Source organism: Campylobacter sp. 107 (assembly GCF_002383835.1).
Lineage (GTDB): Bacteria > Campylobacterota > Campylobacteria > Campylobacterales > Campylobacteraceae > Campylobacter_D > Campylobacter_D jejuni.
The window spans coordinates 56160-83147 of the sequence record NZ_NXBA01000016.1; the positions used below are offsets into that span (position 1 = coordinate 56160).

Here is a 26988-nt window from a genome sequence, read left to right on the forward strand (position 1 = left end):
TTAGAAATAAATTTTAAAAAGAGTAAATTATGAGTGAATTATTAATAGAAATTGGTACAGAAGAATTACCTGCTATTCCTTTGCTAAAAGAATTAGCTAATATAGAAAAAAAATGGAACAATGTTTTAGAAGAATACCGCTTGGTAAGTGATTTTAAATTTTATTATACTCCGCGTCGTTTAGTTTTTTTTCATGAAAATTTTGCAGACAAACAAGAAGATAGCTTTGCTGAATTTATAGGAGCACCTAAAAATGTTGCTTATAAAGATGGAGTTTTAACTCCTGCGGGACAAAGCTTCCTACAAAAAGCAAGGATCAGTGAAAATGAACTCTCTTTTAAAGAAATCAAAGGCAAGGAAGTTTTGTACCATCAAAAAGCTATTAAAGGTTTGCAAAGTCAAGAAATTTTAGGAGAAATGGTAGAAAAATTTCTAAAAAGTCTTAGTTTTGGCAAAAGTATGCGCTGGGGTGCAAATTCTTTTGAATTCATCCGTGCGATCCGTTCTATAGCTTGCATTTTAAATGATGAACTTGTTAATTTTCAAAGCTATGGAGTAAAAAGTACTAAAAAAACTTTCATTCACAGAAGCGTAAGTTATGATTTGCAAGATTTTAACAATGCAAAAGAATATTTTGAACTACTAGAAAAAAACTATATCATCCTTGATCCAATCAAAAGAAAGGAAAAAATACTTGAGCAATTTAAACTCATAGAAAGTCAAAAAAATATACAAATTGGAGAAGATGAAGAGCTTTTAGCTGAAGTAGTTGCTATCACAGAATATCCTAATGCACTTTTAGGAAGTTTTGAAGAAGAATTTTTAGAAATTCCTAGCGAAGTAATCATCACTTCAATGAGAGAAAATCAACGTTATTTTGCAGTTTTTAACGATAAAGGTTTAAGTAATCATTTTATAGTAGTAAGTAATGCAGTATGTAAGGATTATTCAAAAATCATACATGGAAATGAAAGAGTTTTGCGTGCAAGACTTAGCGATGCAATGTTTTTTTATCAAAATGATTTACAAAATGGCTTAAAACCTGAAAAACTTGCCAAAATGACCTATCTTGAAGGTTTAGGCACAATGCAAGATAAAAGTTTAAGAGAGATTAAAATTGCTGAAATTTTATGTCAAATGCTCCATAATGATAAAATCGAAAATATCAGCACAGCACTAAAATACGCCAAAGCAGACTTAGCCACACAAATGGTTTATGAATTTACTGATTTGCAAGGCATTATGGGAAGTTATTATGCGCAAAAAATGGGCTTAGATTATCAAATTTGCTTAGCCATCAAAGAACAATATCTTCCTAATTCCGAACAAGCTCCACTTCCAAGTACAGAATTTTCAAGCATAGTAGCCCTTGCAAACAAGCTTGATACCCTTATAGGACTTTTTAGCATAGGAAAAATTCCAAGCGGAACAAAGGATCCTTATGCCTTAAGAAGAGCTGCCAATGGGATCATTAAAATTGCTTTAAATTTAAATAAAGAATTTGATATCCAAATTTTATTAGAAAAACTTTCAAATCATTATAAAAGCTTTGATATGCAAATTTTAAAAGATTTTATTTTTGAAAGACTTTATACTTTTTATACAGTCAATGCTTCTTTTGTAAAAGCGGTTTTAAGCTCACAAAATACAGATCTTATCCATATCAATCAAAGCGTAAATGCTCTTATAAAACTTAGCAAAAAAGATAATTTTAATGAAAATTTTGCAACCTTTAAAAGACTAGCCAATATCGCCACTAAAAATCCTCATAAAGTTGATGAAAGTCTTTTTGTTCAAGAAGCAGAAAGTAAACTTTACAAAGCTTTTCAAGAAAAAACTAAAGCCAACTCTTTACAAGAAAAACTTGAAAATCTTTTTACACTTAAGCCTTTTATTGATGAGTTTTTTAATCAAGTGATGATTAATGCTGAAGATGAAAAACTTAAAAATAATCGCCAAGCTTTGGTTTATGAAATTTATGCGGAGTTTTTAAAAATCGCCGATCTTAAAGAGTTAAGCCTATGAAAGCCTTATGGCTTTTTTTAAGCCTTACTCTTTGGCTTTTTGGAGCTCAAAATTTAGAACTCATCAAAGGTCAAGCTTTATTTTTGGAGCTAGATAAGAAAGATTTTTTATCTTTAAAAAATAATGGTAAAAATATTCCCACTTTTACACATCCTAAAAATCAAGAAAAAGTTCTAGCTATTTTTTCCTTACCTTACAAAAATCCCCCGCAAAATACAAAACTTATCGTATTTTATAAAGATAAAAAAGAAGAAATTTTCATAAAAACTTTAGAAGGTAATTATAAAAGTGAAAAATTGCAAGTTGAAAACAAAAAGATTTTTCCACCAAAAACCATACAAGAACGCATCACTAAAGAATTAAAAGAAGCCAATGCGATTTATAGTTCTTATACTCCAAAAGCTTTATTTAACGGTGCTTTTAATATACCTTTAAATTCTTTTATCACAAGTGATTTTGGCAAAGCAAGAACTTTTAATGAAAAAGTAGCAAGTTATCATAGCGGAACGGACTTTAGAGCTGCCACAGGAACACCTATTTATGCAGCCAATTCAGGTGTAGTAAAAATTGCAAAAGATCGTTATTTCGCAGGAAATTCAGTAGTCATTGATCATGGTTTTGGAATTTATTCACAATACTATCATCTTTCTAAAATCGATGTTAAAGTAGGACAAAAGATAAAAAAAGGTGAACTTATAGGACTTAGTGGGGCTACAGGTAGGGTAAGTGGGCCGCATTTGCATTTTGGAATTTTAGCTGGAGGCAAACAAGTTGATCCTTTGGATTTTGTATCCAAATTTAATGCTATTTTTCAATGAAATTTAGTGACTTTTTCCATGCTTGGCTCCATGAAAGCTATTATAAAAATGCTGTAAGTATAGGAAAAAACGGAGATTTTTTTACTGCTGTAAGCGTAGGAAATCTTTTTGGCACACTTTTAGCCAAGCATTTTTTAAATTTAATAGATAAAAAAATTTTACAACTCCCTTTAGAACTTGTAGAAATAGGCGCTAATGAAGGATATTTAAGTCGTGATTTTTTAACCACTTTGCTTGAATTAAGACCTGAAATTTTTTCTCAAATTTCTTTTTTCGTCATAGAACCGCATGAAAAATTAAGAACTTTACAAAAAAAGACTTTAGAAGGAGTGGAATTTACTCACAAAAATAGTCTTAAAGAATGCCATTTTAAGAACGCTTTTTTCTTTTGCAATGAACTTTTTGATAGTTTTGCTTGCGAACTTATAGATCATGATAAAATGGCATTTGTAGAAAATTTTAAACTTATTTTTAAAAATATGGATGAAAATTTAATCACAAAATGCAAAGCTTTAAATCTTAAAAAAGGTGAACTCAGTTTAGAGCTTGAAAATTTTTTTAAAGATTTAAACCAAACTTGTGAGAGATTTATATTTGCGGGATTTGACTATGGAACTTTAAATCCACAAAGTTTTAGCTTAAGAATCTATCAAAAGCACGAAGTTTTTAGCCCTTTTGAAGTATCTTTAAAAGATTTTTTCGGCAAAAGCGATCTAACTTATAATGTCAATTTTACTCATCTTCAAAAACTCATCAAAGAATATGATTTTAAACCTTTAGCTTTTAAAAAACAAAGTCTTGCTTTAATGAATTTTGGTTTTGAAGATTTATTGGAATACACAAAAAATAAAAACATTAAAACTTACGAAAGTTTTTTATCTCAAGCTAAAATTTTATTTTTTAATTTTGATGAAAAATTTCATTTTTTCGAATTTCAAAAAAACTAAAATTTTATATTTTTCATACTCGCTAAACAAACCCCCTCCCTTAAACCCTCATCAATGACTAGAAGTTTATGTTTATCAAACAAAGCATAAAACAGCAAACAACCTGCACTCAAATAATTTTTTCTCATCGCGCCTACTTCTTTTATAGCCTTTTTTTCTTCCATATGAAAAAGTTTAATAGCATAATTTAAAAAATCCTTATGGTAAAGTTTTTTACCATTTACTCTACTTGCTTCATACTTTTCATAGCTTATATTTTGTTTTAATGCGCTAAGTGTAGTAGGAACTCCGGAATTTAAAACCACCTTTTTAACTCCTAAAGAACGAAGTTCCTTTTTAATCATAGCCACCTCATCAAAAGCCCTAAAAGCTAAATGCTTTAAATAGGGATTTGCAATTAAAAAATGAATTTTAAGTTTTTTATCTTTAATATTTATGATAAATTTAGGATATTTTTTTATTAATTTTTTATAAGAAATACAAGATTTATAATAAGAATGGTAATTTTTTTCATAAAAACTAATAATACCAAAATCAAAACTTTTAAAACTTTTTCCAAAAGAAAGCTCACAAGAAGCCCCTCCTAAATCACAATATGCAAACTCTCCCCAAATTTTAAGCCTTCTTAAACCTGATTGCATACCTAAAACACTGATCTTAGCTTCACTTTTAGCATCTATAAGCTTAAAATCAATCCCAAATTCTTCTTTTAAATGGGCAAAAATTTCATTTGTATTGCTTGCCTTTCTAAAAGCTGCAGTCGCTACAGCTCTCGCTTTGCTTAAATCTTGCTCTTTAGCTAAAATACTCAAAGTATTTTTTAATCTTTGTATGGCTTCTTTAGAAATTTCTCCACTTTGATTTAGATTTTTCGCTGCCCCAATAACAAATTCATATTCTTTTAATTTATTTAATTTTTCATCCATTTGTACTGCTCTTAAAGTATTTGAACCAAGATCTATACCTAACATGACTTTCCTTATTTGATTTTATAGTATAATAGCAAAAAAGTTCTAAAGGAAAAATATGCTTTTAGGTGTAAATATCGATCATATTGCAGTGTTAAGACAAGCTAGAATGGTAAATGATCCTGATCTTTTAGAAGCTGCTTTTATAGTAGCTAGACACGGAGATCAAATCACTTTGCATGTAAGAGAAGATCGCCGTCATGCTCAGGATTTTGACTTGGAAAATATTATAAAATTTTGCAAAAGTCCTGTCAATTTAGAATGTGCTTTAAATGATGAAATTTTAAATTTAGCTCTTAAACTCAAACCCCACCGCGTTACTTTAGTGCCTGAAAAAAGAGAAGAGCTTACTACAGAAGGGGGGCTTTGTTTAAATCATGCTAAATTAAAACAAAGCATAGAAAAACTTCAAAATGCAAACATTGAAGTTTCACTTTTTATTAATCCTAGTTTAGAAGATATAGAAAAATCAAAAATTTTAAAAGCCCAATTCATAGAGCTTCATACAGGACATTATGCGAATTTGCACAACGCACTTTTTAGTAATATCTCTCATACTGCTTTTGCCTTAAAAGAACTCAATCAAGATAAAAAAACCTTGCAAGCTCAATTTGAAAAAGAATTACAAAATTTAGAACTCTGTGCCAAAAAAGGCCTAGAACTTGGCTTAAAAGTAGCCGCGGGACATGGTTTAAATTACAAAAATGTAAAACCCGTAGTAAAAATTAAAGAAATTTGCGAGCTAAATATAGGACAAAGCATTGTAGCAAGATCTGTATTTACAGGACTTCAAAACGCTATTTTGGAAATGAAAGAACTTATTAAAAGATGAAAAAACTAGCCATTAGTATAGGCGATATAAACGGCATAGGACTTGAAATTTTAGTGCGTTCTCATGAAGAACTAAGCAAAATCTGCACACCTTTTTATTTTATCCACGAAAGCTTGCTTGATAAAGCTTCAAAACTTTTAAATTTAAAACTTTTTAATGCAAAAATCGTAGCCTTTAAAGATGGAAAAGACTATGAGTTTAATTTTGTAAAAAAAGAAAATTCTCTTGAAATTTACTCTTTCTACCTTCCTTTAGACTTTAAAGTGGATGAAAATTTTGAAATCAAAGCCGGAGAAATAGATACAAAAAGTGGGCTTTATAGTTTTTTAAGTTTTAAGGCGGCAAGTTATTTTGTCTATGAAAAACACGCCCATGCCTTGCTTACCCTACCTATACACAAAAAAGCTTGGGAAGATGCAGGACTTAAATACAAAGGACACACCGATGCTTTAAGGGATTTTTTTAAAAAAAATGCCATTATGATGTTAGGTTGCAAAGAACTTTTTGTAGGGCTTTTTAGCGAACATATACCTTTAGCTAAAGTGAGTAAAAAAATCACTTTTAAAAATTTAAGTATCTTTTTAAAAGATTTTTACAAAGAAACGCATTTTAAAAAAATGGGGCTTTTAGGTTTTAATCCTCACGCTGGAGATTATGGAGTTATAGGTGGAGAAGAAGAAAAGATCATGGAAAAAGCTATAGCCTTTGTTAATGCCTTTTTATACTCTAAAAAAGATGAAAAATTTTTCAAAAAAGCCTTAAAAGATGGAAATTTACAAAAAGAATTGCTTTTAAATTTTAAAGGCAATGGCGTTTATCTACCCTATCCTTTAGTAGCTGATACAGCTTTTACTAAGGCTGGTTTAAAAAACTGCAATCGTTTAGTGGCTATGTATCACGATCTTGCCCTTGCTCCTTTAAAGGCCTTGTATTTTGATAAAAGCATCAATGTAAGTTTAAATTTACCTATCATACGCGTTAGCGTTGATCATGGCACGGCCTTTGATAAGGCCTATAAAAATGCTAAAATCAACACTAAAAGTTATTTTGAAGCGGCTAAATTTGCAATCAATTTAAATTCTAAAGCTTAAATTTAGCCCTAGAATCAATCAAATCTTCTTTAGCTAAGCTGTCTATCAAATCTTGCAAATCTTTATTGGTATTTAAACTTTGAGTGAGTAAATTTTCATATTTGTCAACTTTATTTTTAAAAATTTGCTCTAAAACTTCTTTAGTCTTTGTATCTTTTTTTGCTCTTTGCATAAGTTCTAATAAAGCCTTAATATAAGCTTCTTGCATGCAATCACTTGCATTGAGTAAAGATAAAATAGGATTTTCCCCTGCTTTTGTATTTTGCATATTTTTTATACAAATTTTTCTTTCTTTAAGCATCTTTTTTGAAATGGCTTTAAAATCTTTTTTCATCTTTTTATCTGCTTTTTTTGAAATATTTTGATATAAACTACTATAGATGTTATCTACTAAAGCAAGTTTTTTATTTTCAAATTCATTACGCACACCAATTTTATTGCATATCATAAGCTCATCATCACTTTTGCCATCATATTTGATTTTAGAGCAATCAAAACTAGGTTTTACTTCATCTTTATAAATAAGCTCATCAAAACTCAAAGCCCCTAAACTCGCCAAACTTAAACCAAGCAATAAAATAATTTTTTTCATTATTTACCTTTAAAATTTTTATTTTATTTTAACAAAAATATTTTGAATTTTTTAAGGAAATTAAGCCTTTATTTTATTATAATGCGTTTTTATTTTTTACAAGGAACTTAAAATGCAAAATTACAAAAAAGCTCTTTTTGCACTAGCTCTTAGTGCTTTTTGTATGGGCGTAACTGAATTTGTTATGGCAGGAGTTTTGGTTGATGTTGAAGCGTATTTTAGCGTAGATGCAAAAACCGCGGGCTATCTTACAACCTTATATGCTATAGGTGTTGTTATAGGTGCTCCTCTTATCACCATACCTTTAAGTCGTTTTCATAGACATACACAACTTTTAATCAATCTTGGAATTTTTGCTTTAGCAAATTTCATCATCTTTTTTAGCCAAAATTTCTATCTTACTGCCTTTGCACGCTTTATAGCAGGAACACAACATGGGGTATTTTTTGTCATTGCCACCTTAGCTGTAAGTACTATAACTCCAGATGATAAAAAATCAAGTGCTCTAGCTATAATGGTCACAGGGCTTACTGTAGCCTTAGTTACTGGAGTGCCGCTTGGAACTTTTATAGGGCATTATTTTGGCTTTAAATTTATCTTTTTACTCATTTTTATCATTACAAGCCTAGCATTTTTTGGAGTATGGCATATGATGCCCAAAAATTTACATCCTAGCCCAACCAGTCTTAAAAATCTAATCCCTGCTTTTTCTCATCAAAATTTGTTAAAAACTTATACTATAACCATTTGTAGTTGTGGGGCTCAATTTGTTCTTTATACTTATTTGCAAAAAATACTTGTAGAAATAAGCGGTTTTAAAGTCCAAGATACAGCTTATATCTTGCTTTTATATGGAATTTGTGCAATTTGTGGGAATTTATGGGGCGGAAAAATAGTAGATAAAAAAGGTGCTATTTTTTCTTTGCGTCTTATTTTAAGCATACAAGTTCTAGTATTTTTAAGTGTATTTCTCACCATGCATTCTAAAATTTTAATCATTTTTAGCGTAGCTTTGATAGGATTTTTTGCCTTTTCAACCATACCTGCACTAAAAATGCTTAGCATTACCAAAGCTAAACGCCATACTTATAAAGTCATAGACAGTACAGTAAGTGTGAATGAAGCAGCTTTTAATGTAGGCATAGCTTTAGCAAGTTTTTTAGGTGGGATTGTTTTAGCAAGATTGGGTATAGAATTTAATGCTTTATTTTCAGCACTTTTTGTAAGCCCTGCTTTGATTTTTGCCTTGCTTTTTGCCAAAGATAAATTAAATTATAAAAAATTTCAAAGAAAAAGTTTTACAAAGGTATAAATTGGAATAGAAATTGCTTGCTTATTTAATGTAAAGTTAAATAAAGGAGGAGAAAATGGTAGTAGATAATACTCAAAAAACATCAAATGCTATCTTTAGCACCACAACTAAAGTTAAAGAAAAAAATACTTCGGCAGATGAATTTCAAGCCACATTAAATGAAGTAAAAAACAAAGAAGAAAAGGAAGATAAAAAAACAAACTCAAGCAAATTTACTAACGAAGATATTGATCTTGGTGCTGTTAGAGAAGATTTTAGATCTTATGCTTGGCAAAAAATGAGAGAAGATCAATACAAAAAAAATGAGGAGACTTTGCTAAATAAGCTTTTTGCTACAATTGACGCAGGAAATGCCACAAACAATACAAAGGCTTAATATACAAATCAATCAAAACTCAAACTACATAAACGAGAATTCCAATAATTCTCGTAAAATTTCTAATAACTCTGGATAAAATGAAAAAATTTATTATTTCCTCTATATGAAGAAAATATAGAAAAATTGACCAATTTAATTTATCAAATTCTGTTATAATTTTGCTAAAAACAAAGGAAAATAATGATTTTTATCGATGCTTGCTTTAAAAAACCTACACCCTACACCCCTATTTGGATGATGCGTCAAGCAGGAAGATATTTGCCAGAATATATGGAAGTAAGAAAACAAGCGGGTGATTTTCTCTCTTTATGCAAAGACTATAAAAAAGCTTCTGAAGTTTCTTTACAGCCTATTGATATTTTAGATGTAGATGCAGCAATCATTTTTTCAGATATTTTAGTTGTTCCTCTCGAAATGGGTATGAATTTACGTTTTGAAAAAGGAGAAGGGCCTGTTTTTGATAATCCTATTTCAACCCTAGAAGACTTAGAAAAACTTGACGATCAAAATGCGCATAAAAAATTAAATTATGTCTATGATGCCTTAAAGCTTACTAGAGAAAAATTATCTCAAAATAAGGCTTTAATAGGATTTTGCGGAAGCCCTTGGACTATAGCTACCTATATGGTAGAAGGAAGTGGAAGTAAAAATTATGCAAAGTGTAAAAAAATGCTTTATCAAAACCCAGAACTTTTACATAAAATTCTAAATAAACTAACTCAAGTTTTAAAACTTTATTTAGAAGAGCAAATTAAAGCAGGTGCCAATGCTATACAAATTTTTGATAGCTGGGCAAGTGCTTTAGAATATGATAAGTTTTTTAAATTCTCTTTTAATTATATGCTTGAAATTTCAAATTTTATTAAAAGCAAATACCCAAATATACCTGTAATTTTATTCCCTAAAGGCATTAGCGGTTATTTGGATAGAATCGATGGTAATTTTGATGTTTTTGGAGTTGATTGGAGCACTCCGCTTGATTTAGCACGTGATAAACTATCGCACAAATACACTCTTCAAGGCAACATGGAACCTTGTAGACTTTATGATAAAAATGCCATCAAAGAAGGAGTCGGAAAAATACTAAAAACCATGCAAAATAAAGCTCATATTTTCAACTTAGGACATGGAATCTTGCCTGATATTCCTGTTGAAAATGCAAAATATTTTATCAAGCTTGTACAAGAAAGTTCAGCTAAATGAAAATACTCTTTGGTCCTGTTAGCTCAAGGCGTTTTGGAAGATCTTTGGGTATAGATTTAAGCCCTAGCAAGAAACAATGCAATTTTGATTGTGTTTATTGCGAGCTTGATCCAAAAAAAGCCCAAGAAAAACAAGATGAAATTATCAGCATAGACAAAATTATCTCTGAAGTTAAAGCTATGCTTGAAAAAAATGTTGAATTTGATTTTCTTACCCTTACTGCCAACGGAGAGCCTAGTCTTTATCCTTATTTAAATGAGCTTATTTTATCTTTACGTAGCATTGCTAAAGATAAAAAATTGCTTATTTTAAGCAATGGTACAGCTGTATTAGATGAAGACAAATTTAATGCTTTGCTAAAACTAGATGTGGTCAAATTTAGCCTAGATAGTGCAGTTGCTAAAACTTTTTATCGTATTGATAGAGCTTTAAAAAACATTGATTTAGAAAAAATGATAGAAAAAATGGCAGATTTTAGGGCTAGGTTTAATGGAGATTTGATTATGGAAATTCTAGTTGTTAAAGATCTTAACGATAACGAAGAAGAATTTAAAGCGCTCAATCAAGCTTTAAAAAAAATCATGCCCTTAAGAGTTGATCTAAGCACCATAGATAGACCTCCTGCTTATGCTGTTAAAAAAGTAAGCGAAGAAAAACTTTTAGAACTTTCTAAACTTATAGATTCTACTCCCGTACTCTTAGCCAAAAGGCATTATGAAGGTGAAAAACTAAGCTTCAATGAAGAAGAATTATTAAAAATGCTTCATTTACGCTCACAAAGCGAAATAGACATTGAAGTGAAATTTGATGAACAATCCAAAACTCTCTTAAATCAACTTATCAAAGAAAAAAAGGTAAAAATTCTCGATTTAGCTGGAGTTAAATTTTATAAAGTTTAAGCCTTTGGCAAATACTTTCTAAGTAAAATTATAAGATCATTTCTACTTACATCACTTAAAACTTCACTCACACAATCAAAATCCCTAACTTTTTCCTTTGAAAAAAAGATGATATGGCTTTGCGGATGCTGTTTTTTATAAGCACTTAGCAAATTTCTCATTTGCTCAAGATCAAATTTAATTAATTCATAATCAAGTAAAATCAAACGATAAGTCTCCTTGCTTAATTCTTGTTTTAATTGACTAAAAGAATTTATACATATATTTTTATCACATTGTTTTTCTATTATATTAAAAAACAAGGTTGCATCAAAATCATTTTGTTTAAAAAGCAATACATTATTTTGATAAGGGGTTTTAAATTTTAAAGCGCAAACCTTATCAAGCTTGTTTTGCAAAATATTTTCAAGATCTTTTTTTTCAAAAGGTAAAGTTAAAAAATACTCATAATGTGTATTTTTATGCCGACCCATCACTATAAAATCATAGTTTTTCTTTACATTTTCATTGAAAATTTTATCCTTGATAAAAATCAAATGAAAGTCATTAACATCAAAACTTAAATTTTTAAAACAAGTGCTTTCTATGCCAAAATACGAAAGTAAATTTGCAAGTAAAAAATTCTCAAGCTCATCATTATTAACTATGGCCACACTTGCTTCAAATTGTAAAACCTTTCCATGAGATGTTCCTATAATGCTTTTATGATGCTCTAAAGCCTCATTTAATTCTAATCTAATTTGATCTTTTTGAGAATTTAAGGCATTTAAAATTAAAGAATTAATTTCTTTATTATACCCTTCATTTAAGCAACGCATTGCATTGGATATATTTCCAAGCTGATATAAATTTTCTTCCAATAAATGCAAATATCTATCTTTTTCATGGGATATTTTAGTTAAATTTTGGCTCGTAGTTTCAAATTTTTCCTTTAACAAATCAAGTGCACTATCAACATCAATCTTTTTTTGAAAATTTAAAAAATCATTTTGCATGCAAAAAATTTTTTGATATATTTTGTTTATATTTCTATTTTGCCTAAAAGCAAAAATAAAAAGTGTTAAAGATAAAACAAAAATGCTAGAAAACATACCTATTTTCAGTTGTTCAGTAACACTATCAAGCTTTGAGATATCAACACTTAAATACGCTAAAATTAGATTAAAAATAAAAATTATCCCTGCTAATATCAAATCAATTTTCCTTTATCTTTTGCGCCGCTTTCCTGCCTACAAGCATTGTAAGATCTTTAAAATCAGCCTTATATATAGATTCAAAATTTCCATAATACGCTAAAAGTTTTTGTATAACCCCTGAATTAAGTCCTAAATTTACAAGCTTAGAACTTTTCAAGTCCTGTTTTTTCTTAGTATTTTGATGAAAACTGATAGCAAAACGGTGTGCTTCATCTCTTAATTTCTGTAAGAATTGTAGTTTTTTATCGTTAATACTTAGACTAAATTCTCCTTTTAAAGAATGAATTTTATCCTTAGCACCCCCTTTAGCTCTATGTGCTTTTGCATCGATTTTTTCTTTTGAAATAGCTAAAATATCGACATTTGCCCCACTACTTACAATGATTTCTTTAGCCAAATCAAGCAAAGCCTTTCCCCCATCTATAAGCCATAAATCAGGAGGAGGTATTTTATCAAAGTCCAAAGCCCTACGCGTTAAAACTTCACGCATTTGATCATAGTCATTTTTATGTTTTAAATGAAATTTTCTATATTTTGACTTATCCCAAGAATTTATTCTATAAGTTACCATAGCTCCAACATTTGCCACGCCTTGCAAATGAGAATTGTCAAAAATTTCTATATCATTTGGTAAATTTTCAAGCTCAAAATAAAACTTTAATTCTTTTTGTATAGTAAAATCATGATTTTTTTGCTCTTTTTCTATATTTAAAAGGGCATTTTGAAAAGCCAAATCACAAATTCTTCTTTTTTCTCCTATTTTAGGGATTTTAATACTGATTTTTTTATCAAACCTTTGGCTTAAAATTTCTTCTAAAAACACTCTATCTTCAAATTCTTCATAAACATAAATAACATTTGAAAGCAAAGGAATATCCATGCTAAAATTTTCTAAAATCAGTTGCTTATAAATTTCATTTTTATCCCATTGTATATCATTTTTTATAGGAGTAATCTTAGAATTTGCACTGATAATTTTTCCATTTTGCACCACAAAACGCAAGGTTGAAAGCATGGAATTTTTAAAAGCTAAAGCAAATACTTCAAAATCTTCTAATTTTGCAATATCTATTTCAACCTTAACTTCCAAATCTTTAATCATTGCAATCTGATCTCTTGCTTTAGCTGCTTCTTCGTAATTTTCATTTTGTGCTAAAACAAGCATTTGTTTTTCTAAGTTTTTAAGCAAAACACTAGGATTTAAAAGTGCGTGTATAGCCTCATCTAAAATTTCAAGGTATTTTTCCCTGCTGATGAGTTTATCACAAGGCGCAAGACAACGAGAAATTTGATAAAAAATACAAGGGGATTTACAACTTGCTTTTTGCTTTAAAGGATAGTATAAATAAAGCGCATCTAAAAGCTCTCTAGCGCCTTTAAAAAAAGGGCCAAAATATTTAATTTTGCTTTTTTTTACTAATTTTCTAGTGATCTCAAAGCGTGGAAATTCTTCTTCAAAATCTACATAAATATAAGGATAAGTTTTATCATCTCTTAGCAAAATATTATATTTTGGATGCAGTTGTTTGATAAAAGAATTTTCTAAAATCAAAGCATCAGCCTCTGAATTAGTAGCAATAAATTCCAAATGCACTGTTTCTTCAATCATTTTTTGAATTCTTAAAGAATTTCTTGGATTTGCATGTAAATTTGGAGTAAAGGCAAAATAAGATTTGACACGATTTTTAAGATTTTTAGCCTTGCCTACATATAAAAGCTTTCCTTCTTGATTGAAGTATTGATAAACGCCAGTACTATTAGGAAGAGTTTTTAACTCATTTTCTAAATTCTCTTTAGTCAAGATTAGAACCTTTTTTTATAAGCTCTCTTAAATCTTCAAATTTTTTAAATAATTTTTTATCTTTAAAGCAATTTTTAAATTCACCCTTAGAAAGCTCCAAATAAGAATTTTTAGAGAGTTTTTCATCATTTTTGTTTTTATTTGCCGCATAAGTGTATTTTTGAGAAAAGATTTTTATATCTTTTATATCAACAAATCCACTTAAAGGATATTTCTGTCCATATGCTTTTATGAGAAATTTAATATAAATTTTGCTATCATCATGATTTAATTCTTGATAAGCTGCTGGATGTAAGGTTATTATATTTAAAATATGATTTTTTACATAAATTTTAGCAATCAAACGTTGCTTAGCAAGCGGAAAAGAACTTAAAAAATCTTTGCAAAAAAATAAGGTTTTTAAAGGCTTATAATGAGGTTTATCCATCAATTCATTAATAACAGCACTAGCATTTTTAGTCATCTTAATATTATTTCTTTTTCCCATAAGATGATTTTAGCATTTCTTTTCTTAATTTTCTTCTGTGCTTGCGGATATAAAGGCAACCCTCAATACACAAGCTATGAACAAAATGGTTCAGTAAAAACCATTAAAAAATACGAACAATTACATAGGTGGTAAATAATGAAAAAAGCAGATATTTTAGTTTTAGACTTTGGCTCTCAATACACTCAGCTTATAGCAAGACGCTTAAGGGAACAAGGAGTTTATGCAGAAATTTTACCTTTTAATGTAAGCTTAGCTGATATTAAGGCGAAAGAACCAAAAGGTATTATTTTAAGTGGAGGTCCAGCAAGTGTATATGCAACTGATGCGTATTTTTGCGATAAAGGTATATTTGACTTAAATCTACCTGTTCTTGGAATTTGTTATGGTATGCAGCTTATGGCACATCATTACAAAGCTACAGTAGCACCTGCAGGACATAAAGAATACGGCAAAGCAAACATAGAAATTAAAAAAGATAACGCTTTGTTTAAAAATCTTCCAAAAAAACAAACCGTTTGGATGAGTCATTCTGATAAAGTAGAAAATTTACCTCAAGGTTTTGAAGTTTTAGCCACAAGTGAAAATAGCCCTTTTTGTGTTTTTGGAAACGAAGATAAGAAATTCTTTGCTCTACAATTTCACCCAGAAGTACAACACAGCGAATTTGGCAAAAATATCTTAAAAAATTTTGCTAAATATGCTTGCAATTGTGAAAGTGTTTGGAATATGGGTTCTTTTGCAAAAACTCAAGCAGAAAAAATCCGCGAAGAAGTAGGCAATGATAAAGTGCTTTGTGCTGTAAGTGGCGGAGTAGATAGTAGCGTAGTTGCTGCACTTTTAGCTAGTGCTATAAAAGAGCAAGTTATAGTAGTTTTTGTAGATAATGGACTTTTAAGAAGTGGAGAAAAAGAACAAGTTGAATTTATGTTTAAAAACACTTTAGGCATCGATCTCATCAGCATTGATGCAAGTGAAATTTTCTTAAGTCGCTTAGCTAATGTCACAGATCCTGAACAAAAAAGAAAAATCATAGGAAATACCTTTATAGAAGTTTTTGAAGAAGAAGCAAAAAAACATAAAGATGTAAAATATCTTGCTCAAGGCACACTTTATACTGATATCATAGAAAGTTCTGTTGTAGGTGCAAGCAAAACCATTAAAAGTCATCATAATGTAGGGGGCTTACCTGAAAAAATGAATCTTAAACTCATAGAGCCTTTAAAAGAAATTTTTAAAGATGAAGTGCGTGCCTTAGGACTTGAGCTTGGACTTAGCAAAGAAGTAGTTTATCGTCATCCTTTCCCTGGGCCAGGTCTTGCTATACGCATTATGGGAGAAGTAAATCGCGCTAGCTTAGAACTATTACGCAAGGCTGATGTAATTTTACTTGAGGAACTTAAAAGTACAGGTTGGTATGATAAAACTTGGCAAGCATTTTGCGTACTTTTAAATGTTAAAAGCGTTGGAGTTATGGGGGATAACCGCACTTATGATAATGCAGTTTGTATACGCGTTGTAGATGCAAGTGATGGTATGACAGCTACCTTCTCGCATTTACCTTACGAAATTTTAGAAAACATAAGTCGCCGTATCATCAATGAAGTAGAAGGTATAAATCGCGTTGTTTATGATATCTCAAGCAAACCACCTGCAACTATAGAATGGGAATAATCCATTTTTTCTAGCTCTTATTTTTAATATAAAATTTTTATAAAAATAAGGCTAGAATTTATTTAAGAAATTTCAAGGAAGAAATATGCATGGAAAAATAGCTATTTATATGGATTCTACAGGACGTGGAACCGTTACAAACTCAGCAAATACCTTTTTTGACTTTAATCGCCAAATTTGGAATGATAAAAAAAGTATGCCAAGTGTTGGTATGCTTGTGGAATTTAGAACTCTTTCTAGCGAAAAAAAAGCAGAAGACGGCAAACTCGTTCAAACAAGTAAAACCATAACAGGTATAAAACCTTCAAAATTTCAAGAATTCAAAGAAGGGGATTTTATCACTGAGCATGATTTTTGGAAAACTGATAATGATGATGAATTAGAAGACTTGCAAAACTCAAGAAGAAGTGCTTATATAACAGAACTCTATAGAACAACAGACTTTGACACTATAGAAAAAATTCCTCTTTCTTTTACTATACCTCAAGCTATACAAAAATATTTTGCCCATGAAATTTTATCCGTAGAAACGCTTCAAGCCAATCTACAAGATGAAAAGGAAATTCCTTGTATACTTGATTATCTTATACTTAAAAGATTTTTATTTAAAGCTTATGATACTTTAATTTTTATGGATAATAGCATAGACCAAACCCAATTTAGCGCATTAAAAAGCATCATGATGCATTTAGAGAATTCGTATAAGCAAATGATAGCTGATCAAAAACCAAATATCACTAAAATTTTTAACGAAACTTTTTTATCTTTGCAGTGTCATTACCAAGCTTTAGTAGCCACCATAGATACAAGAAAAAATCGTCTAGCCTCACTTGAAGCACAAATGAAAACTTTACAATCTGAAATAAATCTTAAAAGCAATGCGACCAATGCAGACCCTGAAAAACTTAAAGCACGACAAGAAAGATTGGCTAAACTACAAAAAGAAGCAGAATACTACAGAACAACACTAAAAAGACTTGATGCTATAAGGGAAGATTTTTATAAGAAAAATTACAATATTTTCGAAAATGCTTTTAAACTTTCACGAGAAAAGCTCTTTAAAAAAATTGTCACAGGTTTAAATCTATGTGCAACCATAATGGATGTCAAAATTTGGCACTTATCTTTAAAATCATCAGGGGTTAAAAATTCTTATTTTACTATGAGTAATATAGAAAATTCTTTCTGTTCTCTTTCTTTTGCAGAACATTACTTAAGTCGCTTAAATAAATCCGCTCTAAATCCTTTTGATCAAAAACTTTTAGTGTATATTCAAAAAATCACAAAAGAACAAAGAAAAAAATTTTTAGTTGTCACATCGGATTTAGATTTATTATGCAAATTAAAAATTGAAAACTTTTCACAAAATCCGTATTATTTAGTAAAATACGCACCTAAAAAAGTAAATTATCAATCTTTAATGCGTGATAACACCTTTGATATAGTCTATATTGATGAAAAACATGTTTGGGAAAATGTTGCCGATATTATTTTACAAGGAAAGCATTTTGACAAATCAGGAAAAACCAAATTTAAACTGATTTAAGACATAGAAATTTAAGCTAAATTAAGTTATAATTTCCTTGCCTAAACAGTTTGTAGTATTTAAAGTGATCCAACACATTTTTATTAACTGCGATTGTGTGATTTACCGTGTTCTGTGGCATCGTTTGAGCTTTGAAAAAAGCGAGAAGTTGCAGCCTTTAAAAATTACCTAGCGGTTTTCTTTGACTTTTTGGGGTCAATCTTTGTTAAACGGCTGTTTGGGTTTAAAAGGAGATATAAATGAAAATAATGATTTTGGGTAGTGGTGCAAGAGAATATTCTATTGCTTTAGCCTTAAGAAGAGTAGACAAAAATTTAGAGTTTTATTTTGCTCCTGGAAATGGCGCTACCGAAAGTCTTGGAACAAATTTAAACCTAAAAGATCCAGTAGTTTTAGCAACCTATGCAAAAGAAAAAGGTTTTGATCTTTGTATAGTAGGAAGTGAAAGTTTTTTAGCTGAAGGGGTTGTAGATATTTTTAAACAACAAGGACTTGCTATTTTTGGGCCAAGTAAAGCTGCTGCAATGCTTGAAACCTCAAAATCTTTTATGAAAAGCTTTCTTAAAAAATACCGTATCAAAACAGCCAAATTTTTAAATACAAATGACATTGAAAAAGCAAAAAATTTTATATATAGTTTAACCCCTCCTATAGTAGTAAAAGCCGATGGACTTTGCGCAGGAAAAGGTGTTATCATAGCTAAAACTCATGAAGAAGCCATAGAAGAAACGGCTAAAATGCTGAGCGGAGAAAGCTTTGGAGATGCTGGAAAACTCGTTGTAATTGAAGAATTTTTAGATGGTTATGAATTAAGCATTTTTGCAGTATGTGATGGCAATGATTTTGTTTTACTTCCTGCAGCACAAGATCACAAAAAATTACTCGATAATGATCAAGGGCCAAATACTGGTGGAATGGGTGCTTACGCTCCTAGCTCTTTGGCAAATGAAAGCTTGCTTAGAAAAGTTCAAAAAGATATTATTTTACCAACTTTAGCAGGTATGAAAAAAGAAGGAGCGGAATTTTGTGGTGTTTTATTTATAGGTGCTATGATCGTTGGAAATAAACCTTACGTATTAGAATTTAACGTTCGCTTTGGCGATCCTGAATGTGAAGTTTTAATGCCTTTAATCGAAGATCCTTTAGAACTTATTTTAGCTGCTACTCAAAGACGCTTAAGACACTCAAAAATCAAAATCAAAAAAGAATTTGCAGTAGGGGTTGTATGCGCAAGTGAAAACTATCCTTACAAAAGTTCACCAAAAAGTGAAATTACTGTAAATAACATTCCTGAAAACTCTCATATTTCTTATGCTGGAGTCAGCCTAGAAGATGGCAAATTAATGGCTGATGGTGGAAGAGTTTTAGTTTGCGTTGGCACAGGAAAAAGTATAGAAGAAGCGCAAAAAAATGCTTATAAACTTTGTGATAATGTAAATTTCAAAGGAAAACAATACAGAAAAGACATCGCTCATCAGGTTCTTAAATGAAAGAAAATTTACAAGACCGCTTAGAGCGTGAAAATCTAAAAATAGCAAGTTTTGGAAAAAGAGTTCTAGCTTTTTTAATCGATGATATGGTTATTTCTTTGATTGTGTTTATCATTTTTTATGATCGTCTAATCCAAGCAAAAGATTTATTTGAAACAACTCAAATTATAGGAAATTTTTACCTTGGCTTCATCTTGCTTCATTTTAGCTATCAAACAATTTTTACTTATCTTTATGGAGCAAGTTTAGGAAAAATATTGTGTAAGATTATCATCTTGGATGAAAATCTTCTTGATAAACCCAATCTCATTCAAAGCTGTATCAGATCTGCCATAAGACAAGTTAGTGCTATGGCTTTTATGCTCGGATTTGCTTGGGCTTTAAGCAATGATTTGCGCAAAACTTGGGAAGATTATTTAGCAAGGACAATAGTAGTTGATGTGGCGTAAATTTTCTCTATTATTAGGAACTAGCATAGCTTTAAATGCAGCACAAGTTGATATTTATGCTCTTGATGCAAAAAAAGAAGGTGATATTCTTACTGCGAACAATGATGTTATTATTTTTTCTGATTTTTATTTCATCACTGCCAATAAAGCAATTTACAATGAAAAAACCGGAGATGTTGAGCTTTTTGGCGATGTTAACATCCTAAGAGGACAAAACGAAAGATCGCATTCTGATTATGCTAAAATCAACCTAAATTCCAATCAAGCCGATTTTAGTAATTTTTTCTTTTCCAATAACAATCTTGAAGTATGGTTTCAAAGCAAAACAAGTCATTTAAACGACAAAGTCTTTGAAAGTAAAATTTCAGCAGTTTCAAGCTGCAATGTTGAAGATCCTGATTGGGAAATTCGTTTTTCAAAAGGCTGGCTTAACCGTGAAACCAACTTTGTTCATCTTTACAATGCAAGATTATATGTTAAAAATACCCCAGTTTTTTACCTACCTTATTTTGGGTTTAGCGCTGATACTCATAGACAAAGCGGGCTTTTAATCCCAAAAATCGTTTTAAAAAGCAGCGAGGGCTTATACTATGAACAACCTATTTATATAGCCACTCAAGAAAATTGGGATTTAGAACTTGATCCACAAATTCGAACAAACCGTGGTTTTGGACTTTATTCGACTTTAAGATTTGTCGATTCTCCAAATTCTATAGGAGAAATGAATTTTGGCGCCTTTCGAGAAAACTCTTCTTATTACCACGATGAAAATTTAAAAAATCAAACCCACTATGGGGTAGAACTAAAATACTCAAGAGATGATTTAATTAAATCTTTACTCAGTGATAATTTTCAAGAAGGCCTATGGATAGATGCAACCTATCTCAACGATGTGGATTATTTAAATTTAGGAAGTAGGGATTATCGAGATCTTAACTCGCTTGTAACCTCAAAAATCAATTATTTTTTAGCCGATGAAAACAATTTTTACGGAGCTTATGCAAGATATTATATCGACACATCTAAACTTAGCAACAATACAACCTTACAAGAATATCCAAGCTTTCAATATCATAGATTTTTAAATAACCTTTTTGATGAACGCCTGCGTTATTCATTTGATGCTTCATTTCATAATTTTTACCGACCTGCTGGTTCTTATGCAAATGAGCTAAATTTAGACTTGCCTATCTCGTATCACAATGCTTTTTTTGGAGACTTTTTACACTTTACTTTTACAGAAAGATTTTATGCTTCTTTTGTAAATTATAGCAACGATCCCGAAAGAAACCATGAGCATTATTTCAGAAACACTCATGATTTTAACCTCTATACCGATCTTTCAAAAGCTTATGAAAATTTCTTTCATACTTTAAATTTGGGTGTAAATTATGTTTTACCAGGAGCAAAATCAGGTGAAATCACGCAAGATTATCTTCAAGATTATGAAAAAGAAGATGAACATATAAGTCTTTATGCTGTACAATATTTCTATAACAACGAAGGACAAAAAAAGCTCAAACACAGAATTTCACTTGATTATCTTAATAAACAAAACGAATTCTATGAACTTGAAAATCTTTTAACTTATTATTTTAATGAAAATATCAATCTTAACAGCGAAGTGCTTTACTCTTATGAGCAAAGTCGCTTTACTAATGTCATCAGTCAAATAGAAGTCAATACAAATTCAAAATTTAACTGGATGTTTTCTCATGCTTATCAAAATGATGAGTATGGAAAATACAGCTTTATTGGCACAAGAGCAAACTATATTGCCACACCTAATTACAATCTATTTGGTGGGATTTGGTTTGATACTCAAAGAGCTCATGCAAACATGTGGGAACTTGGCTATACTTACCAAAGAAAATGTTGGAATTATTCTTTAATGTATAGAGAAAGAATCGATCCACAACTTACAAGCGGTGGTATCACAGCCAAAAATCAAAGCGGAGTTTATTTTATTTTCAACTTCTATCCTTTAGGAGGAGTAAAATATGACTTCTCATTAGCAGAAAGTGAAAACAAAATTTAAAAAGGATGAAATTTGCTAAATATTTTTAAAAATTTTACAAATTTATTGTCTGGCAAAAAAGGAAAAATAATGCAATACAGCATAGAAATTAACAAAAATACAGAAATATTTGATATAGATAAAGTCGCCAAACAAGCTGCTGGTGCTGTTTTAATGAGACAAGGTAGAAGCGTTGTTTTAGCTACGGTTGCAAGAGAAGAAAAACAAGTTGAAGAAGATTTTTTACCTCTAACCGTTCAATACATCGAAAAAGCTTATGCCGCAGGAAAAATCCCTGGTGGTTATGTCAAAAGAGAAACCAAGCCAAGCGATGCAGAAACCTTAACAGCACGCATTATTGATAGAAGCTTACGCCCTCTTTTTCCAAAAGGCTATGCTTATCCGACTCAAATCGTTGTGATGGTTCTCTCAGCTGATCCTAAAGTAGATTTACAAGTAATGAGCTTAAATGCCGCAAGCGTGGCACTTTATCTTAGTGATATACCTATGAAAGCTCCAGTATGTGGTGTGCGTATAGGAAAGATAGATGGAAATTTCATACTCAATCCAAACAATGAAGAGCTTCAAAATAGCACCCTAGATCTCTATGTAGCAGGTGTAAAAGATGAGCTTTTGATGATAGAAATGAGAGCCTTACCTGATCAAAAAGAAAATGAAATCTTTATCGAAGCTCCTTATGCTGATGTTTTAACTCAAACCACTTCACAAAATATGAATGAACTTAGCGAAGATGAAATTTTAGAAGCTCTAAATTTAGCTCAAAAAGCTATATTAAATGGTTCAAATGCTTATGAAGAAGCCTTTAGCAAACACAGAAAAAATTCTCAAATCGAACTAAAAAATGAGATTGAACATCCTGAAATTTTAGCTTTTATAGAAAATAATTTCCAAAAACAAATCAAAGAAGCCATCAACCAAATGGCAAAAAGCGAAAGAGCAAGCGAACTAAATAAAATCGCTAAAGAAATTTCAAATCTTGAAATCGCTAAAGACTGGAGTGAAGAAAGTGTCTTAAATACCTTAGCTAAAGTCAAACGCAAACTTATTCGTGAGCAAATTTTAAATGAAGGCAAAAGAGCTGATGGTAGAAGTTTAAACGAAGTTCGTCCTATTAGTATAGAAACCAACATCTTACCAAACGCTCATGGTTCTTGTCTTTTCACTCGTGGACAAACTCAAGCCCTAGTGGTTGCAACCTTAGGCGGAGAAAACGATGCTCAAATGATAGACTTGCTTACAGAAAAAAATCCTATAAGCGAACGCTTTATGGTAAATTATAATTTTCCAGGTTTTTCAGTAGGCGAAGCAAGTCCTATCAAAGCTCCAGGAAGAAGAGAACTAGGACATGGAAATTTAGCCAAAAGAGCACTTTATCCAAGTGTGGATGAAAACTATCCTTATGTAATCCGCTTAGTCAGTGAAATTTTAGAAAGCAATGGCTCAAGTTCTATGGCAACGGTTTGTGGCGGATCTTTAGCCTTAAAAGCAGCAGGAGTGCCAAGCTTAAAACTTGTTGCAGGAGTAGCCATGGGGCTTATCTTTGAAGATAACAAGTATGCTGTTTTAACAGATATCATGGGACTTGAAGATCATGATGGGGATATGGACTTTAAAGTAGCAGGAAGCAAAGACGGCGTTACTGCTCTTCAAATGGATATAAAACTAGGTGGAATCGATCAAGAAACACTAAAACAAGCTTTATACCAAGCCAAAGAAGGAAGAATTCACATTCTAAATATCATGGAAGAAGCCGCCAAAGAAATCATAGTCAATGAAGAAGTTTTACCTAAACTTGAGCTTTTTAGCGTTGATCCTTCAAAAATCGTTGATATCATAGGACAAGCCGGAAAAACCATCAAAGAAATCGTAGAAAAATTTGGCGTTTCTATAGACTTAGATCGCGAAAAAGGTGAAGTAAAAATAGCAGGTAATCAAAACGAGCAAATCAAAGCCGCAAAAGACTACATCATAAACATCACAAGCTCTCAAAAAGGAACTAAAAAAGGCTCTAAAGACAAAGATATATCAGGCTTTGAACTTGGGCAAGAATTTCAAGGTATTGTTAAAAAAATCGCTCCTTTTGGAGCCTTTGTGGAACTTAAAAATGGTGTTGATGGTTTATTGCATAGTTCAAAAAGCAAGCATCTTAATTTAAGCGAAAACCAAAGCTTAAAAGTTAAAATCAGCGAAATTAAAAACGGAAAAATTTCTGTGGATTTGTGTGAGTGAGTGAATTTCTAACTCATCCTTTTGAGCCTTTTTTTGACAAAGATTCTAAAATCTTAATTTTAGGATCTTTTCCTTCGGTAAAATCAAGACAAGATGGCTTTTATTATCAACACCCAAGAAATCGTTTTTGGCCTATACTAGAAACACTTTTTGATGTAAGATTAGAAAATATCACAGAACAACAAGCCTTTTTAAGAAAAAAACATATCGCTCTTTGGGATGTACTTCAAAGTTGCAAGATAAAAAATTCAGATGATAAAACTATAAGTTATGCAAAAGCCAATGATTTAAGCCCGATCCTTTCTCAAACCAAAATCCAAGCCATTTTTACTACTGGACAAAGTGCTTATAAATTTTTTATTAAATTCCACCCTCGCTTAGAAGCCATAGCCCTACCCTCAACTTCTCCTGCAAATTTAAATTTTTCTTTTGAACAGCTTTTACAAAACTATGAAATAATCAAAAAATTTACAAAATAACAAACTAAGCATTACCCCCCCCCAAGTAAAACAAGAAAAAAGCTAGTTAATATCTAGCTTTTGTGTGTTATCCTTAAATTCAAATTCCACTCTCTTAGCTCCAAAACCTTTAGCAATAGCTTCTAAAGTATCCTTAGCGCTTTTATGAATTTTGCTTTCTAAATTTTGGATAAGATTTAAAGACAAGTCTTTAACCTCATCTTTGGCTTCTTTTATGAGTTTGTTTTTATCACTTTCGCTAAAACTAATCCCCGTACTATTGATAGAATCAGGCAGTAAAAAAGGTAAAAATTTAGCATTTTTTTCATCATAAAATTTCATATCTATGATGCTGTGTTTGTATCTACACTCTGGCATGATGATCTTATAAGCATCGTCCCCTAAAGGCAAAATATCAAAGTTTTTATCCCTTAAATCATACAAGAAAGTGATCTCAAATTCAAAAATCAAAGCAATCTGTCTTTCACTCAAAGACCATCCTAAAAGATTTTTCCAAATTCCATTAAAAGCGCTATCTTTTTTAGTGACAATCTCTTTACTAAAAACTTGAAAAACACTTAATTCTCCTATGGATTTAAGCTGCATGATATCGCTAAAACTTTGCGTGCTTTTTTCTTCTATTTTAGGGCTTTTATACTGCCTAAAAAGCACTACAAACAAAAGTACAAGTAAAATCATCACTAAAACAAATAAAATCATTTCCATTTTAAACCTTTCTAAATTTATAAACCTTGATTTGAAAAGATATATTTTTTCTCAAACGCTAAGAAAATAAAAGCATTAATGATAAAAATCAAACACACAAAAGTAAAAACAAATTCCACACTAAAATGTGAAGCCATAAGCCCTCCGCCAAAAGCTCCACAAAAATTTCCCAAAAATTGACAAGTTTGATTAAAACCAAAAATCACACTTAAATTTTTAGCACTCACACTTTTTTTAAGCAAGGCATTCACACAAGGCAAAAGCCCTCCAAGTCCTACACCTATAAGTAAACGCACGAAAATAAGCGTATAAACATTACTTACTACAGCCTGCAAATAAAAGCAAATTCCACAAAATATCAAAGCTCCAAAAATAATCTTACTAGGCCCTATCTTATCGGCGATTTTTCCAAGTTTTGGTGCGAAAAAAAGATTGCTAATCCCACTTGCAGCCACTACTATACCCGCCCAAAGAGCCAAATTTCCACCTTGATGAATTTGCTCAACATAGATACTTAAAATCGGCATCACTCCAAAAGTACCAAATTGTATCACAAAAGTAGTGATAAAAAGAACGATAATAAGGGTTTTGTTTTCTTTCACTTTTTGAGTATTTTTCTTCGCCTCTTTTTGAATTTTTCTCTCATGGATGAAAAAATAAATCGTCACAAAAGAACAAGCGATCAAAAAAGCCACCATATCAAAAACCGCACTAATACTAAAAAATTCAGCCACAAAGCCACCAAACAAAGGCCCAAGCAAACTTCCACTTATAGAAGCCGTAGAAAGAGTTCCTAAAGCATAAGCGACTTTTTCTTTAGGTGCTATCACAGCGATAAACACAACAGCAGCAGAAGTAAAACCCGAAATTATCCCTGTTAAACCCCGCACAAAAACTACTTCTAAAGCACTATGAGCAAAGCTAAGCCATAAGGTTAAAACCGACATTCCAAAACTTGCACGAAGAAGCATATTTTTATAACCATACTTTGCACCCAAAAAAGCCCACAAAGGTGAAAAAACAGCCATAAAAAGCGGAGTGATCCCAAAAGCAAGCCCTGAGTAAAACGCTATTTCACTCGTATCAACATGTCCTAGTTCTTTGATATAAAAAGGCAAAATCGGAGCGATTTGACTAAGCCCCATACTTGTGGTAAAAACACCAAACCAACACACAAGCAAAGTTCTATTGAAATTTTCCATGGATTTATTGTATGATATTTTTTATAATTTTTAATTAAAACTCAAGGATAGAAATGAAAAAAATACTCTTTATATGCTTAGGCAATATATGCCGTTCGCCTATGGCAGAATTTATCATGAAAGATCTTGTCAAAAAAGCAAATTTAGAAAAAGAATTTTTTATAAGCAGTGCTGGAACTTCAGGAGAACACGATGGAGAAGGTATGCACTATGGCACCAAAAACAAACTTGCTCAACTTAACATAGAACACAAAAACTTCACAAGCAAAAAACTCACTCAAAAGCTTTGCGATGAAAGCGATTTTTTAATCACCATGGACAATTCTAACTTCAAAAATGTTTTAAAAAACTTCACCAACACCCAAAACAAAGTTTTAAAAATCACTGATTTTAGTCCTAGTCTAAACTACGATGAAGTCCCTGATCCTTGGTATAGCGGGAATTTTGATGAAACTTATAAAATTTTATCCCTAGCTTGTAAAAATTTACTTGTTTTTTTATCAAAATAATTTAAAACAACTATATATTACTTCTCGTTTACTTTTTAGGCTTATACTTCTAAACGAACCGAAAAACATTCATAAGAAAAACTCCTTAAAATTACACGCCTAGCTTAAATCCCTTTAG

Annotated in this window: 24 protein-coding genes; 17 read left to right on the forward strand and 7 right to left on the reverse strand. The window is 30.9% G+C overall.

The window, feature by feature from the left end:
* Window positions 1–29 precede the first annotated feature (29 nt).
* The 3 genes from glyS to BGS40_RS01205 are packed head-to-tail and all read left to right on the forward strand — an operon-like array spanning window position 30 to window position 3789.
* Complete coding sequence (gene glyS / locus BGS40_RS01195) at window positions 30–2024, forward strand: glycine--tRNA ligase subunit beta (RefSeq protein WP_087704734.1); 1995 nt, start codon at window positions 30–32, stop codon at window positions 2022–2024.
* Window positions 2021–2842 carry a M23 family metallopeptidase gene (locus BGS40_RS01200; protein ID WP_087691880.1) on the forward strand — a complete coding sequence of 274 codons (822 nt, stop codon included), beginning with the start codon at window positions 2021–2023 and terminating at the stop codon, window positions 2840–2842. Before glyS ends, BGS40_RS01200 begins: the two co-directional genes overlap by 4 nt.
* Window positions 2839–3789, forward strand: a complete 951-nt coding sequence (locus BGS40_RS01205) for an SAM-dependent methyltransferase (RefSeq protein WP_096738246.1) — start codon at window positions 2839–2841, stop codon at window positions 3787–3789. The genes BGS40_RS01200 and BGS40_RS01205 overlap by 4 nt, the downstream gene beginning before the upstream one ends.
* Here BGS40_RS01205 and BGS40_RS01210 read toward each other — a convergent pair.
* Window positions 3786–4760, reverse strand: coding sequence for a Ppx/GppA phosphatase family protein (locus BGS40_RS01210; protein WP_087704732.1), 975 nt, complete (start codon window positions 4758–4760; stop codon window positions 3786–3788). The genes BGS40_RS01205 and BGS40_RS01210 overlap by 4 nt on opposite strands.
* A 55-nt stretch (window positions 4761–4815) precedes the next feature.
* Here BGS40_RS01210 and BGS40_RS01215 point away from each other — a divergent pair, with 55 nt between their 5' ends.
* Both BGS40_RS01215 and pdxA read left to right on the forward strand, forming a co-directional pair.
* The gene (locus BGS40_RS01215; RefSeq protein ID WP_057095931.1) at window positions 4816–5589 is read left to right on the forward strand and encodes a pyridoxine 5'-phosphate synthase; all 774 of its coding nucleotides are present in this window, start codon (window positions 4816–4818) and stop codon (window positions 5587–5589) included.
* Window positions 5586–6680: a 4-hydroxythreonine-4-phosphate dehydrogenase gene (gene pdxA, locus BGS40_RS01220; RefSeq protein ID WP_087704731.1), complete on the forward strand. Its 1095-nt coding sequence runs from the start codon at window positions 5586–5588 to the stop codon at window positions 6678–6680. The genes BGS40_RS01215 and pdxA overlap by 4 nt, the downstream gene beginning before the upstream one ends.
* Here pdxA and BGS40_RS01225 read toward each other — a convergent pair.
* A complete protein-coding gene (locus BGS40_RS01225; RefSeq protein WP_052794870.1) occupies window positions 6670–7272 on the reverse strand; it encodes a hypothetical protein in 603 nt (200 codons plus the stop codon). The genes pdxA and BGS40_RS01225 overlap by 11 nt on opposite strands.
* 112 nt (window positions 7273–7384) lie before the next feature.
* On the opposite strand from BGS40_RS01225, the gene BGS40_RS01230 reads away from it, so the two are divergent.
* The 4 genes from BGS40_RS01230 to BGS40_RS01245 all read left to right on the forward strand — a co-directional run bounded on the left by BGS40_RS01230 (window position 7385) and on the right by BGS40_RS01245 (window position 11065).
* Complete coding sequence (locus BGS40_RS01230; protein ID WP_096738247.1) at window positions 7385–8584, forward strand: MFS transporter; 1200 nt, start codon at window positions 7385–7387, stop codon at window positions 8582–8584.
* A 55-nt stretch (window positions 8585–8639) separates the two neighbouring features.
* A complete protein-coding gene (gene ciaC / locus BGS40_RS01235) occupies window positions 8640–8960 on the forward strand; it encodes an invasion antigen CiaC (RefSeq protein ID WP_002860457.1) in 321 nt (106 codons plus the stop codon).
* Between the two features lie 183 nt (window positions 8961–9143).
* Window positions 9144–10166 carry a uroporphyrinogen decarboxylase gene (gene hemE / locus BGS40_RS01240; protein ID WP_087704730.1) on the forward strand — a complete coding sequence of 341 codons (1023 nt, stop codon included), beginning with the start codon at window positions 9144–9146 and terminating at the stop codon, window positions 10164–10166.
* Window positions 10163–11065 carry a radical SAM protein gene (locus BGS40_RS01245; RefSeq protein ID WP_044779044.1) on the forward strand — a complete coding sequence of 301 codons (903 nt, stop codon included), beginning with the start codon at window positions 10163–10165 and terminating at the stop codon, window positions 11063–11065. Before hemE ends, BGS40_RS01245 begins: the two co-directional genes overlap by 4 nt.
* Here BGS40_RS01245 and BGS40_RS01250 read toward each other — a convergent pair.
* The 3 genes from BGS40_RS01250 to BGS40_RS01260 are packed head-to-tail and all read right to left on the reverse strand — an operon-like array spanning window position 11062 to window position 14549.
* Entirely contained in the window at window positions 11062–12258 is a 1197-nt protein-coding gene (locus BGS40_RS01250; protein WP_087704729.1) for a hypothetical protein, read from the reverse strand. The genes BGS40_RS01245 and BGS40_RS01250 overlap by 4 nt on opposite strands.
* Window position 12259: 1 nt before the next feature.
* On the reverse strand, window positions 12260–14062 hold the full coding sequence (gene uvrC, locus BGS40_RS01255) for an excinuclease ABC subunit UvrC (protein ID WP_096738248.1): 1803 nt from the start codon (window positions 14060–14062) through the stop codon (window positions 12260–12262).
* A complete protein-coding gene (locus BGS40_RS01260; RefSeq protein ID WP_002859309.1) occupies window positions 14055–14549 on the reverse strand; it encodes a hypothetical protein in 495 nt (164 codons plus the stop codon). Before BGS40_RS01260 ends, uvrC begins: the two co-directional genes overlap by 8 nt.
* Before the next feature lie 138 nt (window positions 14550–14687).
* Here BGS40_RS01260 and guaA point away from each other — a divergent pair, with 138 nt between their 5' ends.
* The 7 genes from guaA to BGS40_RS01295 all read left to right on the forward strand — a co-directional run bounded on the left by guaA (window position 14688) and on the right by BGS40_RS01295 (window position 24454).
* Window positions 14688–16223 (forward strand): glutamine-hydrolyzing GMP synthase, encoded by a 1536-nt coding sequence (gene guaA, locus BGS40_RS01265; RefSeq protein ID WP_002859310.1) that lies wholly within the window; start codon window positions 14688–14690, stop codon window positions 16221–16223.
* Between the two features lie 85 nt (window positions 16224–16308).
* Window positions 16309–17769 (forward strand): hypothetical protein, encoded by a 1461-nt coding sequence (locus BGS40_RS01270; protein WP_052794874.1) that lies wholly within the window; start codon window positions 16309–16311, stop codon window positions 17767–17769.
* A 239-nt stretch (window positions 17770–18008) separates the two neighbouring features.
* Entirely contained in the window at window positions 18009–19259 is a 1251-nt protein-coding gene (gene purD, locus BGS40_RS01275; protein ID WP_002853212.1) for a phosphoribosylamine--glycine ligase, read from the forward strand.
* On the forward strand, window positions 19256–19708 hold the full coding sequence (locus BGS40_RS01280; protein ID WP_052781669.1) for an RDD family protein: 453 nt from the start codon (window positions 19256–19258) through the stop codon (window positions 19706–19708). The genes purD and BGS40_RS01280 overlap by 4 nt, the downstream gene beginning before the upstream one ends.
* Window positions 19698–21746: an LPS-assembly protein LptD gene (locus tag BGS40_RS01285; protein WP_087699454.1), complete on the forward strand. Its 2049-nt coding sequence runs from the start codon at window positions 19698–19700 to the stop codon at window positions 21744–21746. The genes BGS40_RS01280 and BGS40_RS01285 overlap by 11 nt, the downstream gene beginning before the upstream one ends.
* Window positions 21747–21815: 69 nt before the next feature.
* Window positions 21816–23975 (forward strand): polyribonucleotide nucleotidyltransferase, encoded by a 2160-nt coding sequence (locus tag BGS40_RS01290; protein ID WP_096738262.1) that lies wholly within the window; start codon window positions 21816–21818, stop codon window positions 23973–23975.
* Window positions 23972–24454, forward strand: coding sequence for a DNA-deoxyinosine glycosylase (locus BGS40_RS01295; protein ID WP_002924178.1), 483 nt, complete (start codon window positions 23972–23974; stop codon window positions 24452–24454). Before BGS40_RS01290 ends, BGS40_RS01295 begins: the two co-directional genes overlap by 4 nt.
* Window positions 24455–24496: 42 nt before the next feature.
* Here the strand turns inward: BGS40_RS01295 and BGS40_RS01300 are convergent, their stop codons facing one another.
* Complete coding sequence (locus tag BGS40_RS01300; protein ID WP_002859315.1) at window positions 24497–25159, reverse strand: DUF4230 domain-containing protein; 663 nt, start codon at window positions 25157–25159, stop codon at window positions 24497–24499.
* Between the two features lie 17 nt (window positions 25160–25176).
* Window positions 25177–26361 carry an MFS transporter gene (locus BGS40_RS01305; protein ID WP_052782837.1) on the reverse strand — a complete coding sequence of 395 codons (1185 nt, stop codon included), beginning with the start codon at window positions 26359–26361 and terminating at the stop codon, window positions 25177–25179.
* 53 nt (window positions 26362–26414) lie between these two features.
* Between BGS40_RS01305 and BGS40_RS01310 the strand changes: the two genes are divergently transcribed.
* The gene (locus tag BGS40_RS01310) at window positions 26415–26870 is read left to right on the forward strand and encodes a low molecular weight protein-tyrosine-phosphatase (RefSeq protein ID WP_002853170.1); all 456 of its coding nucleotides are present in this window, start codon (window positions 26415–26417) and stop codon (window positions 26868–26870) included.
* Window positions 26871–26988 lie beyond the last annotated feature (118 nt).

Excerpts from the sequence above, each read along its gene's own strand:
- BGS40_RS01205 (WP_096738246.1), top strand. The coding sequence starts at position 2,839 with ATGAAATTTAGTGACTTTTTCCATGCTTGGCTCCATGAAAGCTATTAT.
- guaA (WP_002859310.1), top strand. The coding sequence starts at position 14,688 with ATGAAAAAAGCAGATATTTTAGTTTTAGACTTTGGCTCTCAATACACT.
- pdxA (WP_087704731.1), top strand. The coding sequence starts at position 5,586 with ATGAAAAAACTAGCCATTAGTATAGGCGATATAAACGGCATAGGACTT.
- BGS40_RS01210 (WP_087704732.1), bottom strand. The coding sequence starts at position 4,760 with ATGTTAGGTATAGATCTTGGTTCAAATACTTTAAGAGCAGTACAAATG.
- BGS40_RS01305 (WP_052782837.1), bottom strand. The coding sequence starts at position 26,361 with ATGGAAAATTTCAATAGAACTTTGCTTGTGTGTTGGTTTGGTGTTTTT.
- BGS40_RS01260 (WP_002859309.1), bottom strand. The coding sequence starts at position 14,549 with ATGGGAAAAAGAAATAATATTAAGATGACTAAAAATGCTAGTGCTGTT.
- BGS40_RS01285 (WP_087699454.1), top strand. The coding sequence starts at position 19,698 with ATGTGGCGTAAATTTTCTCTATTATTAGGAACTAGCATAGCTTTAAAT.
- ciaC (WP_002860457.1), top strand. The coding sequence starts at position 8,640 with ATGGTAGTAGATAATACTCAAAAAACATCAAATGCTATCTTTAGCACC.
- BGS40_RS01280 (WP_052781669.1), top strand. The coding sequence starts at position 19,256 with ATGAAAGAAAATTTACAAGACCGCTTAGAGCGTGAAAATCTAAAAATA.
- BGS40_RS01310 (WP_002853170.1), top strand. The coding sequence starts at position 26,415 with ATGAAAAAAATACTCTTTATATGCTTAGGCAATATATGCCGTTCGCCT.
- hemE (WP_087704730.1), top strand. The coding sequence starts at position 9,144 with ATGATTTTTATCGATGCTTGCTTTAAAAAACCTACACCCTACACCCCT.
- glyS (WP_087704734.1), top strand. The coding sequence starts at position 30 with ATGAGTGAATTATTAATAGAAATTGGTACAGAAGAATTACCTGCTATT.
- BGS40_RS01300 (WP_002859315.1), bottom strand. The coding sequence starts at position 25,159 with ATGGAAATGATTTTATTTGTTTTAGTGATGATTTTACTTGTACTTTTG.
- BGS40_RS01215 (WP_057095931.1), top strand. The coding sequence starts at position 4,816 with ATGCTTTTAGGTGTAAATATCGATCATATTGCAGTGTTAAGACAAGCT.
- BGS40_RS01200 (WP_087691880.1), top strand. The coding sequence starts at position 2,021 with ATGAAAGCCTTATGGCTTTTTTTAAGCCTTACTCTTTGGCTTTTTGGA.
- BGS40_RS01245 (WP_044779044.1), top strand. The coding sequence starts at position 10,163 with ATGAAAATACTCTTTGGTCCTGTTAGCTCAAGGCGTTTTGGAAGATCT.
- BGS40_RS01225 (WP_052794870.1), bottom strand. The coding sequence starts at position 7,272 with ATGAAAAAAATTATTTTATTGCTTGGTTTAAGTTTGGCGAGTTTAGGG.
- purD (WP_002853212.1), top strand. The coding sequence starts at position 18,009 with ATGAAAATAATGATTTTGGGTAGTGGTGCAAGAGAATATTCTATTGCT.
- BGS40_RS01270 (WP_052794874.1), top strand. The coding sequence starts at position 16,309 with ATGCATGGAAAAATAGCTATTTATATGGATTCTACAGGACGTGGAACC.
- BGS40_RS01230 (WP_096738247.1), top strand. The coding sequence starts at position 7,385 with ATGCAAAATTACAAAAAAGCTCTTTTTGCACTAGCTCTTAGTGCTTTT.
- BGS40_RS01290 (WP_096738262.1), top strand. The coding sequence starts at position 21,816 with ATGCAATACAGCATAGAAATTAACAAAAATACAGAAATATTTGATATA.